This window comes from Streptomyces sp. NPDC001941, from assembly GCF_040296945.1.
GTDB lineage: Bacteria > Actinomycetota > Actinomycetes > Streptomycetales > Streptomycetaceae > Streptomyces.
In genome coordinates, this window is the sequence record NZ_JBEOYE010000020.1 from 100,918 (window position 1) to 113,713 (window position 12,796).

Sequence of the window (12,796 nt, forward strand, 5' to 3'; positions counted from 1 at the left end):
TACGGACCGACGAACGAGCTGACGAACCCGCTGACGTACTGACCCGCTTGCGTACTGACTGACTTACTGACGTACGGACCGACGAACCCGCTGACGAACTCGCTGACGATCCCGCTGACGGACGTACCGACGGACGAGCTGACGTACGAACGGACTGACGAACCCGCTGACGAACTGACCCGCTGACGCGCTGACGTACACGCTGACGTACACGCTGACGTACGGACGTACTGACGCGCTGACTGGCTGTCGATCAATCTGCCGTACGATCCAGCAGACGTGATGACGAGCCCGGCGCGTCTCCCCCTGCGCAGATCTCATTCCTGTTATCGTCAGGCGCGACAGATCGCGTGTCACTAGACCCGATGTCAGCAAGGAGAGCGACCAGGCAGGGCCCAGGACACCGAAAAGTGGCCTCCCACCTGGTACTTCTTCCTCTCGCGACGACATCGCCCACTGGTGTCACGCGGCCAAATCTCCATGTACGTACCAGCGCACGCACGCGTGAGAGCCCCAGAGAGGCGGAGGAAGCGATGAAGGTCATCGCCGTCGCGACCCAGAAGGGAGGGGTCGGCAAGACCAGCACCACCGTCAATCTCGGCGCGGGATTCGCCCTGGCCGGGGCGCGCGTCCTCGTCGTCGATCTCGATCCGCAGGCACAGGCTGGTACCGCGCTCGGGGTCAACCTCGCGGGGGAGGACCAGCTCGCCCGTTCTCTCGGCTGGGTGCTCCAGGCCCGGCTGCAGGGCATGCGGATGGACCTCTCCCACGTCTGGTACGACCGCAGCGAACTCCTGTCCGAGTGGGAGGACGCCGGCTCCATCCACCTCCTCGCGTGCGAGGAGTCGACGATGACCGCGGCCCAGGACCTGATCCACAAGAAGGGCTACCAGTCGACGCCCGTCCTGCGGCGCATGCTCCTGGAGATGGCGGACGACTTCGACTTCGTCGTCATCGACACCCCTCCGGCCGTCTCCTCCCTCTCCGCCACCGCGCTGGCCGCGGCGGACTACGTCGTGACCGTGTGCATCCCGGAGTACCCGGCCCTCAAGGGAGCCGCGGCCACCCGGGGGACGGTCCGGTACGTCAAGGACCGCACCGGCGGCGAGTGCGACCCCCAGTACCTGGGCGCCGTGCTCAACCGTTCCAACCCGCCCTCCAAGTGGAAGGGCCAGGAGATCAACATCCGCAACGGCATGCTCGAGGCGGACCTCCACCCCTTCACCACCGACATCCGGATCGACAACCGGATCTCGGACTCCTTCGCCTACGGCGTGCCCGCCGCCGTGCGCTACGCGAGTCACGCGCCCGGCAAGGCCTACGGCCAGCTGATGGTGCAGATCATCGAGCGCATGCAGCAGCCGGTCGAGAAGTGGCAGACGCCGGAGCTGATCGACCTGGAGGCCTCCGTTGACTAACGGCAACGGGGGGAAGCCCAAGAAGAAGGCACCCAACCACTTCAAAGCGGGCGGCTCCGCACTCGTCAAGGGACTCCTCGAAGGCGCCGACACGGTGGCGGGGCGCTCCTTCCTCGGTGGCGGGGCGTCGCCCGACAGCGCCTCCGCTCCCCAGCAGGCTCCGCAGGCTCCCGCCAGGGACGCCAAGGAACAGAAGGGGAGCAAGGAGAACTACGACAGCGCTGAGTCCAGGGGGACCACGGAGAGGGGAGAGGCCCGGGGGGCCTTCGTCGCGCCCGCGGCCATCGTGACGCCCGAGGCCTTCGTGCCTTCTGCGCCATTCGCTTCTCCAGGAGCCAACGAGAGCGAAGCGGCTCCTGTGACGGAACCCGCCGTTCCGCCCCAGACGCGCGAGGCGAAGCCCGCCCCGGCACCCGCCCCGGCGGCCGTCGCGGCTCCGGTCGCCCCCGCCGCCCCGGCGCCCGCGCCCGTCGAACCGCGCCCGGTCGCTCCGGCCGCGCCCGTGGCGCCCGCCGCGCCGAAGGCTCCGGCCCGGTCCGCTCCCGTACGCATCTCCTATCCGAACGCCCCCGAGGAGCAGGCCCCGCCGCCGCGCGACGCGGGCGAGGTGCTGCTGCACCCGCCGGCCGGGGCCAGCCCCTGGTCGCACTACGCGCTGCACGAGAGCTTCGCCGACGCCAAGATCCACTCGGAGAAGTGGCGCAGCCACGGCTTCCGGATCGACCCGGAGGTCCTCTCGGTCCTCAAGGAGCGGCTCAAGAACGACCGGCGCTCGTCGGGCAACGCGATGCTGGGTCAGGGCCACTACCTCGACGCCGCGTTGCGCTACGTGCCGCGCGAGGTGGACGAGCAGATCGCCCTCGCTCAAGGCTTCCTCGACGAACGGATGGGTTTCGTCGAGCCCGGCAAGCAGTCGACGTACCGGGTGGGGGAGCAGGCGCACATCCTGATGTCGAGCCTCAACCAGGCGCTCCAGGAGGCCGATTACGGCCGTCGTGGGCTTTATGTCATCTCCGCGGCGCTGGAGCGGTTCCTCCAGGCGCTCGACGAAGAGGGTCCCCTGCAGCGTCCGCAGAGACGCCGCAGAACGAGTTAAGACGTCTCCGGCGGAGGAATCTGAGCCTCCACTTCACGGTCACAAGGGTTCACGAACGTTCACAAGGGTGGGGCCGACGCGGTGCGCGTCGGCCCCACCCTTGTGCGTACCTGGGGTTATACGCATGGATCTAACGATGAGTGTTGCGCTGTAACTAGCTGTCTAGCTTGCTTACTAGCTTGCTAACTCACTTACGAACTGACCGTCTATCTCTGTGTCACTAGGACGATTGGCGGAACGATTCGGCTCACAAAGCCTGACGGGGCCTCAAAAAGCCCTGAATTGGGCCGCCGTAACCTCCAAGACGACACACCCGTTATCTAGTGTCAGGCGGTGCGAGCCGGGCTGGATGCGCTACCGTGTGCCACAGGATCAACACACGTGTCTTGGAGATGGCCGATGTCAGGGATGAGCAAGCAGCTCAGCGCCAATGCCGTCGCGATGGCGGCGGGCCTGAGTGAGTCGTGGGCGTGGAAGGCCCGGGACCAGGGCATCCTCTACGAACCCCATTTCGAGGACGCCGTGGTCGCCCTGCGCGTGTACGCGTTCGTCTCGCAGATCGTGTGGCCGGGTAACCGGCGTCCGCGCAGTGCGCGGCAGGATCTGGAGCTCTGGCAGTCAACGGCCGTGGAAGCGGCCCGCCAGGCCGTCTACGACCCCAACACGACGCCGGACACGGCCCTGTGGGTCCTCGAGGACTCCGTGCACCTCGTGACGACTCCGGCGGAGCGTGCAGCGTTCGACCTCGAGCACCTCAACAGCCGCGTCGCCATCCGCATCCCCGTGGGGCTGTGGGTCGCCGAGCTGCCGGACGCCATAGCGGGGACACCCAACCGCCGCCGGCGGCGTCCCACGGCTCCCAAGCCGGCGGCGTGACGCCACCTGGAGGCGGTTCTGGGGGGAGTGGGCTCCGGTCCGGAGCATCCACTGCCCCGGACCGGTGCCAAGACCAGTGGCGCCCCCGTAGGGGCGCCACTCAAAGGAAGGAGCGGTAGTCGGAGATAACCCCCAACTGAATACCCATCGAGCTTGAGAACTCAGCCACGCCCGGCAACCTCAAGCTGCGATACCACACGCCCTGTACAGAGCTGCTGTCCAAGGCCAACCCCGGCCTTGCCTCCTGTAACCAGCAGGAGACGAGCAGAACTGATCAGGCCTTCCATCCTCACAGGCCGAACGCCCAACCCGCGCCGTAGAGATCGCCGCCCAGCAGGAGCAGTAAGCGGGGCGCCTTCTCCGTAGGAGCGCAAGCGGAACGCTCAACCAGTAGGAGCAGATCATAGCCGGTACCACAGGGGCTGATTTCGTGCTGCCGCAAAGTGGCATCAAACGATCACCCGTACCCCACGAAATCGCCCAGAACAGCGTCCAAACGTCACTGGATCTGTCCGGATCCGTACGTACCGTCAATACGTCAGGCGCAGCAGACCATCCCCTGCGCCTCGGGCGCGCCATGCGCCGTCGGCTCGCCGCCGCCGTCCGCGCCCTGCTCGACCACAAGAGCCTCGCCGCGCTGCCGGACTCCGCCCGCCTGGGCGCGCTCGTCCTGATGGCCAAGGCGCAGGCGGCCACCCGCCGCACCGCGATCTGGGCCGCCGAGCTGGGCCGCTGGCTGGGCCTCTCGGAGTCCACCGTCGCCCATGTGGTGCTGCCCCGGCTGCGCGACGCCGGAGCGGTCAAGTCCCGTGCCGTGACCGGCAAGGACGGGAAGGTCACCGGTCTGGACTGCGTAGTGCTGCCGCTCTGGCGCGCCCGTCGCGACCCGGCCAACCCGCTCGCCCTCACCCGCAAGGAGCTGGCGACCCTGCTGCGCCTCGTGGAGGCGCTGTTCGGTCCCGGCTGGGCCACCACCGCCCCGGGGATGCTCGCGGACCGCCAGGGCCGGGGCGCGGCCACCGACCGCCTCGCGCTGCTGCTGCTGACCCTGGAGGCCCGCGCCGACGGCCGGGTCCGCCTGGTCGGCGGCTCCGTCGCGGACCGCAGGGGACGTGCCGGGGCGACCGTGGCGCGGATGCTGGGCTGCACGACCTCCGGCGGCACCAAGGTGGTCTCCCGTCTCGCCGAGTGGGGGGTCATCGAGGCCCCGCGGAAGAAGACCGGATCGGGTCTCTTCGGCAAGGCCAAGCTCATGATTCCGGCCGTCGCCGCAGCTCACCGGGGGTCCGGCACAGGGGAGAACCAGCGCCACGCAAGTGCACTCGGGGAGAGCGTGCCCAGGATCCGGCTGATCAAGCCCGCGACCACGGGGGAATCCCGTGGCGGGGCCGGTCCGACCGGCGGGATCGCAGAACACCCCGCTTCTGCATCCCTCCACGCCCTCCACTCTTCGGTTGCTGATCCCGCCTCAGAATCCGCTGCTCTCTTGGGGGTTTCCGGCGAAGCCGTGGTGGGTGACCGCCGTCGGCCGAAGTGCGGGCAGGCCCGTGAGGAGCGCGAGCGGAACAGCCCAACTCCTCCCGCCGCCGTGATGTCCTCCGCCCTGGGGCGGCTGCTGGCCCCGGTCTCCGACGTCTGGGGCCGGGTCTCCCGCTCCGGCGCCAGGGCCCGGGTCTCGAAGGCCGTACGGGACGAACTGGCCGCCCTGGCGGGCGTCCTGGGCGAGTCGGGGGCCGAGCAGGCCCTGCGGGCACGGCTGGAGACCCGGGTGGCCGAACAGGGCCCCGCCGTGGTGCTCGACCCCGTCGGCTGGCTGATCGGCAAGGCGCTTCCCCGGCGCGCCGGGTGCTACGACGTCCGGTGCGACGGCGGCGTGCGGATGGACACCGGCGCGGCCTGCGACGCCTGCTCGGTGCTGGTCGGTGACCGGCGCGCCGAGCGCGCCGCGGTGGCTTCCCAGGTCGCCGCCGAACTGCCGTCCGCCGCGCCCGAGGAGCGCCGCGGTGAGGTCGAGCGGCGGCTGCGGGAGCGGGTGAGCGAGCGGGGCGCCCGGCAGGCCCTGGCGCGGGAGAAGGCCGTTCCCGTGGCCCGTACGCCCCTCGTCGTCGCCGCCCCTTCGGTGGCACCGTGCGGGGAGTGCGGGGAGCCCCGCCCGGGCGGGGTGTGCGAGCCCTGCGCCTCCCTGCGCGCGCGTGAGCACGCGGTCGTACGGGCCGCGGAGCTGACGGCCGTGGTACGCGGCGCGGTGGGCGGCGTCGCGGGCGCGCGCGCGGTGGAGCTGGTGCGCGGCGCCGAGGCGGAGCTGAGGGCCGAGCTGGAGCGGGTCGGTACGGACGCGCGGGAGGCGGGCGCGAGCGCGCACACGCTGTCGCTGCTGCTGCGCTGGACGGCCGAGGAGGCCGTGGGGAACGCGCGCCGGGAGGCCCTGGCCGTGCTGGGCGCGGGTCCCGAGGCCGAGGAGGAGGCCCGCCGGGCGCACCGGATCGAGACGGTGCGCGGGCGGATGCGGCGCTCCGGCGAGGACCGGGCGGACGAGGTGGCCGAGCAGGCGCGCGTGCGTGCGGCGGAGCAGCTCCTGACGGAGCGGCTCGCCGGGCTGCGGCTGCTGCGGGAGGCCCCTTCCGGGACCGCTTCCTCCGCGCGCGTACGCGAGGCGCGTACGGAGCGGCTGGCGGTCCTGGCGGCCCGGGCGCTGCCGGAGGAGATGTGCGTGGGCCGGTGAGCGGAGCCGGGTGCGGGGTGCCGGCCGGGGCGTTCGTCCCGTACGGAGCAGCCCGCGAAAAGAAATTCGTACGAGTTGAACGGGGCCACCGTTTCGCCCGTGACTTCTGGGGCAGACGCCGAGACAGAGGGAGATCGTCCGGTCCGGACCTGGCTGGGACGGTGGGCGGGCGGATCCCCTCGCGGCAGGTGCGGGACGGGAGCGCGGTGAAGACCGGGGGGTCACCCCGGGCCTTCACCGGCCTGTGCCGTCACGGGCTCGTGCGTGTCGCGCGCACACGCGGGCGTGTACGGAGGTGCCGTGCGTACGTGAGCGGTGCCGTCGGCCGGGTGCCGGGTGAGCACCGGAGCCGTCGGGGCCGGCTGGAGTCGAGCGGCCGGGCGGGCCGGGTGCGACTCCGGGGCGTGCACGGGGCGCCGGGTGGAGCGACGGGGGAGCGGTCCCCATCGATCCTGGTCGTGACCGGTGACCCGGTGGTGCCGGGCGGCTCAGCAGGCGGACGAGAGGTGGTCGCCCTCGCTGTCCTCGACCATGCGCAGGAAGTCGTCGAGGTGCGTACTGTTGGCGAGCGGGACCGAGGCGAGGAACTCCTCGGGCAGGTCGAACGCCTCGACCAGGTCCAGCATGTGCGGGGCCAGTTCGGCGGTGACGGTGTCGACCGCCTGCGGGAGCTCCACGACGTGACGGGCCGTGAGGTGCCCGGCGGCCAGCAGGTCGCCGGTGTGGTCGGCCAGTTGCTCCAGGAGGAACAGTCGGCACAGCTGGGTGAGCCGGGCGCGGGTGCGCGGGTCGGCGGCCCGGTCGATGGCGTCCAGGAAGGCGTCGGCGGCCTTCAGGGGCGCGTAGGCGCCGACCATGCGCAGGGCGGAGGAGGAGGCGGCGTTCCACCGGGCGAGCGGGTCTCCGGCCGGTCCGTTGCGCAGGGCGGTGCGGGCGCGGTTCTGCCAGATGGACTGGGCTTCGGCGAGGAGTTCGCGCAGGAACCGCACGTCGGTCAGTGACTCGTCGTCGAGGGGCAGCGCGGGGCGTCCGGAGCGTTCGACGGTGTGCTGGAAGAGCATCTCGCTGGCGGCCTTGAGCCAGATGACCTGGTTGTCGCCCTCCGCGGTGATGGCGCCTTCGAGGTTGAGCGGGAAGTCGGCCAGGCCGTTGGCGCCGAACAGGCCGTGGGCGCCGCAGCGTTCGCGGCACTCGATGGTGATGTTCCGGGCCTGCCAGGTGATCCAGCCCTTGGCGACGGCGACCATGCGCTCGGCGTCCTGCAGGTCCTCCTTGGTCACGGAGGGGTCCCGGATGACGTCGACCCAGCGGTCGGTGACGGCGCGGTGCAGGAAGGTCATGGCGTACGCGGTGGCGGTGGCGCTGAGCAGGCGGCCGTGGTGGCTGCGGTGCGCGGAGAGCGGGACGCGCTGGTCGGCCTTGGTGCCGCTGATGTGGCGGTGGTGCGCGTAGCGCACCGAGAGGGCGAGGGCGGCGCGGGTGACGCCGGTGCCCGCCGCGCTCATGCACAGCTTGCCGGTGGTGACGCGGCTGATGGAGCGCAGGAACCGCTTGCGCCGGTTGCCGAGCGTGCTGGTCAACACGCCTTCGGCGTCCAGGCGGCCGTGGTCGCCCTCCAGCATCGCCTCGCGCGGCAGCCGGACGTGGTCGAAGGAGGTCAGGCAGTGGTCCACCGGGCTGCCGGTGCGCTCGGGGAGCCGGCGGACCCGGATGCCGGGGCGGAGCCCGGATTCGTCGCTGAGCGGGGTGAGGAAGAGGAAGACTCCCTCGTCCTGGCCGTCGATCAGCAGGCGGGCCGCCACGAGTGCGGTCTTGGGGCCGCCCGTGAGGCTGGTGTTGGGCATGAACTTCTGGGCGCCGACGCTGGGGGTGTTGAGGACGAACTCGTTCGTCTCCCGGTCCAGTTCGGCGGTGGTGCGCAGGGCGACGGCGTCGTTGCCGTGGGCCAGCTCCGTGCAGAGAAACGTTCCTGTACGCCGCATCGAGGTGAACTCGGAAAGGTCGCGCCCCTCGCCGAGGTCGTGGTCGACGATGCTGCCCAGGAAGAGGTTGTAGTGGATGCCCGCCAGGGTGCCGAGCGCTCCGTCGACGACGCCGGTCCACTCGTGGAGGCTGGCCAGCCGGTGGGGGTCGTCCGCGAGGGCGAGCGGGTCGCTCACGAACGCGTTCACCTGGCTGAGCCGGTTGTAGGAGAGGGCGGTACGTGCCGCGGGGGCGAGGTTCGCCCGGTACTGGAAAGCCTCGGTCGACAGCAGCGACCGCCAGTCCCCGTGGACGCGTGCACGGTCGTCGTGCCCGAAAAGCAGTTGGGTCAGTTCGCCGGTGGTCTGGCCCGACTGGTCACTCGTGGTGACCACCAGCGGGGGCAGTGCCGTCAGGTTCGTACTGGCTGCACCGGATCTTTCGGGTATGTCGCTGGCCCCATCGGTGCTCGGGGCTTCCTTCTGGAACGTCAGCAGGGTCATGGTCTCTCCGCATGAACGCTGGTCCGGTTGGCTGGGAAGCGCTGGGCCCTAAAGATACGTACCCACCGGTTTGATTTTCAAGACCGGACGGAAGTTGATCACTAGGGATCGGCGGGCACGAAACGGACAAACAAGGCTTCCCGCAGGATGTGCTGCTGCTCAGGGCTGCGAAAGACCTTCACTTAAAGACCGCGAGGAGACATTGAAAAACCGGCTAGGAGGTTTTATTCTTGACGAAGTCGAGGTGAAGGACCGGCGTGTGACGGCCCTGTCACCCAGCAGATCCATCGAGATCGGGGGCTGAGTGAGGAAACGACGTGCTGGTAAGATACGAACCCTCCGGTTTTCTTTCATCTGACGAGCGGCTCATCGACAACAGCCGTGGGAGGTGGTGAGTCGTGGCACGGCAGGAGAGAGCCATCCGAACCCGACGGGCCATCCTCGTGGCCGCGGCCGAGGTCTTCGCCGAGGTCGGGTACGACGCGGCGACCATCTCGGAGATCCTCAAGAGGTCCGGCCTGACCAAGGGCGCGCTCTACTTCCACTTCGCGTCGAAGGAGGAGCTCGCCCAGGGGGTGCTGGCCGAACAGGCCAACGTCTTCCCGCCGCTCCCCGAGCAGGACCTGAAGCTCCAGCAGGCGATCGACCAGGCGCTGCTCCTCGCCTGCCTGCTGCAGAGGGACACGGGCGACCCGCTGGTCCAGGGGAGCGTGCGCCTCACGGTCGACCAGGGGGCGTCCAAGGACGGCCTCGACCGGCGCATCCCCATGAAGGCCTGGATGGACCAGAGCTACGAGCTGTTCCGGGCCGCCCAGGCCGGCGGGGAGATCCTTCCGCACGTCGACCTGGAGAGTCTTTCCAAGGCGTTCGTCGGAGCGTTCACCGGGACGCAGATGTTGTCGAACATCATGACGGAGCGGGCGGACATGATGGAGCGCGTCGCCGAGCTCTACGAGTACCTGATCACCGCGGTCGCCACGCCCGCGGTCCTCGTGCGGCTGGACTTCTCCCCCCAGCGGGGGAAGCAGACGTACGAGATCGTCAAGGCGTACCGGGAAGAACGGGAAGGCGCGGACCAGGCCGTCTCGGTCTGACCCGGGACACCGGTCCGCGACATCGATCCGACACCGATCCGACACACCTGTCCGGGGCACCGAGAGGTGCCCCATCACCGGGGGGTAGGGGAAGCACGCGTACCGCTTCCCCTGCACTCACCTGAGTTGGACACGCGAAGCACCGCACCACCAGTGATGCTCAGCCAACTGAAGGAGTGCACCGATGGAAATGACTGGATGCCCGTACGCCCTCGATGTCAGAGGACGTGACCAGCTGGGTGAGGCCGCGATGCTCCGCCGGCAGGGTCCGGCGGCCCGGGTGGAACTGCCCGGCGGTATCCAGGCGTGGGCCGTCGTCCGCCAGAAGTACGTCAAGCAACTGCTGTCGGACCCCCGGGTCTCCAAGGACGCCCGGCTGCACTGGCCCGCGTTCCGCGAGGGCAGGATCACCCAGGAGTGGCCGCTCATCGCCTGGGTCGCCCTGGACAACATGCTCACCGCGTACGGAAAGCGCCGGGCGCGGCTGCGGCGCCTGGTCACCGGGGCCTTCACCGCGCGGCGCATAGAGTCGCTGCGCCCCCAGGTCGAGCGGATCACCGGGCAACTGGTCGACGAGCTCGCCCTGGTGCCCGCCGGGCAGCCCGTCGACCTGCGGCCCGTCTTCTCCCAGCTGCTGCCGATCCGGGTGATCTGCGGGCTGATAGGCGTGACCGAGCAGTCCGAGAAGATGCTCGTGCACGCGATGGACGTCGGCTTCAGCACCAGCTCCACCGCCGAGCAGATGGCCGAGGCCGTCTCCGACATCGTGGGGGTGCTGACCCGGCTGGTGGCGGAGAAGCGGGCCGAGCCCGGCGACGACCTCACCTCCGCGCTGCTCGCCGTGCACGAGCAGGACGACGAGCTGACCGAGGACGAGCTGCGGGACACCCTGCAACTGCTGCTGGCCGCGGGCCAGGAGACGATGATGACCTTCATCGGCAACTGCATCGTCAACCTGCTGAACCACCCGGACCAGCTGGAGATGGTGCTCTCGGGCCGGGTCAGCTGGGACGACGTGGTCAACGAGACGCTCGGCTCCCGCCCTCCCGCCGCCTTCATGCCGCTGCGCTACGCGGTCGAGGACATCGACCTGGACGGGGTGCGCATCGCACAGGGCGACCCGATCATCCTCTCCTTCTCCGCGGCCGTCGCCGACCCCGAGGCCTACGGGGAGGACGCCACCGAGTTCGACGTGCTGCGCGCGGGGGAGCGCGACAACATGGGCTTCGGGCACGGTCCCCACTACTGCCTCGGTGCCCCGCTGGCCCGGCTGGAGACCACCATCGCGCTCAAGGCGCTCTTCGAGCGGTTCCCCGGCATGACGCTGGCCGTGGCCCCGCACGAGCTGGAGCCCGTCGCGTCGTTCATGGTGAACGGCAACAACGCCATCCCCGTACTCCTGGGACCCCCTGCCTCGTGATCCACTTAGCGGCTTGCAGCACCCACCGGGCGCACGGCACCACCCGTTCGCCGATCTCGCAGTGGCCGTACCAGCCGGGAGTCCCACGGTCCGACGCGCCGTGGGGCTCCCGGCTTTCGTGCTCCCGGCGCCCCTGGACCCCGGCGGAAGGGGACCTCCAGCGGCCTTCGAGCGGCGTACGAGCGTCGCGGCCGACCGTAGCCGTAACGCAAGGAGGACGCTGTGAGCGGTTCGGTGGACGTCGGGGCCGTGTTGCGGGTGGAGCGGGGCGAGGCCACGGAGGAGGAACTGGCCGCCCTCGCGCTCATGTTGCTGTCGCTTCTCGCCCGGCGCGAGGCCCAGGAGGAGTCGGAGCAGGGACGCTCCGTCGCCCGGTGGCGCCGGTGGGAGCGGGAGTCGGAGTACCGGTCCCCCCACAGTTGGCGCTGAGGAGAACGATGCACCCTACTTACAAACCGCTTAAGCGGTTTGTTAATGTGGAGGTGCGCGCCGCGGCCGGCTGCGCTCAGCGCTGACGGATGAAGGGATCTGCCGTGGCGATCATGTTGGAACCGCCGGAAGGCGTCGTAGCGCCGACGGACGCTCGTGGACGCGCCGCCGAGCTGCACGCGTTGCGGGAGCTGGCGCGCAGTGGGCCGAGTGAGAAGGCGACCGAGGCGCAGCACGCCAAGGGGAAGCTGACGGCCCGGGAGCGCATCGAGCTCCTGCTCGATGCGGGTTCGTTCAATGAGGTGGAGCAGCTGCGGCGGCATCGTGCGCAGGGGTTCGGCCTGGAGGCGAAGAAGCCGTACACCGATGGTGTGATCACCGGGTGGGGGACGGTGGAGGGCCGGACGGTCTTCGTGTACGCGCATGACTTCCGGATCTTCGGTGGTGCGCTGGGCGAGGCCCATGCCACGAAGATCCACAAGATCATGGACATGGCGATCGCGGCGGGTGCGCCGCTGGTGTCGCTGAACGACGGTGCGGGTGCGCGTATCCAGGAGGGCGTCTCGGCGCTGGCCGGGTACGGCGGGATCTTCCAGCGCAACACCAGGGCGTCGGGTGTGATCCCGCAGATCTCGGTGATGCTCGGGCCGTGCGCCGGCGGCGCCGCCTACAGTCCGGCGCTGACGGACTTCGTGTTCATGGTCCGTGAGACCTCGCAGATGTTCATCACGGGTCCGGACGTGGTCAAGGCCGTCACCGGTGAGGAGATCACCCAGAACGGGCTCGGCGGCGCCGATGTCCACGCGGAGACCTCCGGCGTCGCGCACTTCGCGTACGACGACGAGGAGACCTGCATCGCCGAGGTGCGGTACCTGCTCTCCCTGCTGCCCGCCAACAACCGCGAGAACCCGCCCCGGATCCCGACCCAGGACCCGGCGGACCGGACCTGCGAGGAACTGCTCGACCTGGTGCCGGTGGACGGCAATCGTCCGTACGACATGCACAAGGTGATCGAGGAGCTCGTCGACGACGGGGACTACCTGGAGGTCCACGAGCGCTGGGCGCGGAACATCATCTGCGCGCTGGCCCGCCTCGACGGGCAGGTCGTGGGGATCGTGGCCAACCAGCCGCAGTCCCTGGCCGGTGTGCTGGACATCGAGGCGTCGGAGAAGGCCGCCCGCTTCGTGCAGATGTGCGACGCGTTCAACATCCCGATCGTCACCCTGCTGGACGTCCCCGGCTTCCTGCCGGGCGTGGACCAGGAGCACGGTGGGAT

9 protein-coding genes are annotated in these 12,796 nt (G+C 70.0%); 8 read left to right on the top strand and 1 reads right to left on the bottom strand.

The window, feature by feature from the left end:
* Positions 1-533 precede the first annotated feature (533 nt).
* The 4 genes from ABT160_RS16555 to ABT160_RS16570 all read left to right on the top strand — a co-directional run bounded on the left by ABT160_RS16555 (position 534) and on the right by ABT160_RS16570 (position 6,112).
* The gene (locus ABT160_RS16555; protein ID WP_351648095.1) at positions 534-1,418 is read left to right on the top strand and encodes a ParA family protein; all 885 of its coding nucleotides are present in this window, start codon (positions 534-536) and stop codon (positions 1,416-1,418) included.
* A complete protein-coding gene (locus ABT160_RS16560; RefSeq protein WP_351648097.1) occupies positions 1,411-2,514 on the top strand; it encodes a hypothetical protein in 1,104 nt (367 codons plus the stop codon). The genes ABT160_RS16555 and ABT160_RS16560 overlap by 8 nt, the downstream gene beginning before the upstream one ends.
* Before the next feature lie 408 nt (positions 2,515-2,922).
* Positions 2,923-3,390 carry a hypothetical protein gene (locus ABT160_RS16565; protein ID WP_351648099.1) on the top strand — a complete coding sequence of 156 codons (468 nt, stop codon included), beginning with the start codon at positions 2,923-2,925 and terminating at the stop codon, positions 3,388-3,390.
* A 577-nt stretch (positions 3,391-3,967) separates the two neighbouring features.
* Positions 3,968-6,112, top strand: coding sequence for a coiled-coil domain-containing protein (locus ABT160_RS16570; protein ID WP_351648101.1), 2,145 nt, complete (start codon positions 3,968-3,970; stop codon positions 6,110-6,112).
* 488 nt (positions 6,113-6,600) lie between these two features.
* On the opposite strand, the gene ABT160_RS16575 is transcribed toward ABT160_RS16570, so the two are convergent.
* Positions 6,601-8,577, bottom strand: coding sequence for an acyl-CoA dehydrogenase family protein (locus ABT160_RS16575; RefSeq protein WP_351648102.1), 1,977 nt, complete (start codon positions 8,575-8,577; stop codon positions 6,601-6,603).
* A 398-nt stretch (positions 8,578-8,975) separates the two neighbouring features.
* Here ABT160_RS16575 and ABT160_RS16580 point away from each other — a divergent pair, with 398 nt between their 5' ends.
* The 4 genes from ABT160_RS16580 to ABT160_RS16595 form a co-directional block, all read left to right on the top strand.
* Positions 8,976-9,671 (top strand): ScbR family autoregulator-binding transcription factor, encoded by a 696-nt coding sequence (locus tag ABT160_RS16580; protein ID WP_351648105.1) that lies wholly within the window; start codon positions 8,976-8,978, stop codon positions 9,669-9,671.
* Positions 9,672-9,855: 184 nt separating this feature from the next.
* Positions 9,856-11,091 (top strand): cytochrome P450 family protein, encoded by a 1,236-nt coding sequence (locus ABT160_RS16585; protein WP_351648107.1) that lies wholly within the window; start codon positions 9,856-9,858, stop codon positions 11,089-11,091.
* 222 nt (positions 11,092-11,313) lie between these two features.
* Positions 11,314-11,520, top strand: a complete 207-nt coding sequence (locus ABT160_RS16590; protein ID WP_351648109.1) for an acyl-CoA carboxylase epsilon subunit — start codon at positions 11,314-11,316, stop codon at positions 11,518-11,520.
* Positions 11,521-11,633: 113 nt separating this feature from the next.
* The coding region (locus ABT160_RS16595) for an acyl-CoA carboxylase subunit beta (RefSeq protein ID WP_351648120.1) at positions 11,634-12,796 on the top strand (1,163 nt) is incomplete at its 3' end.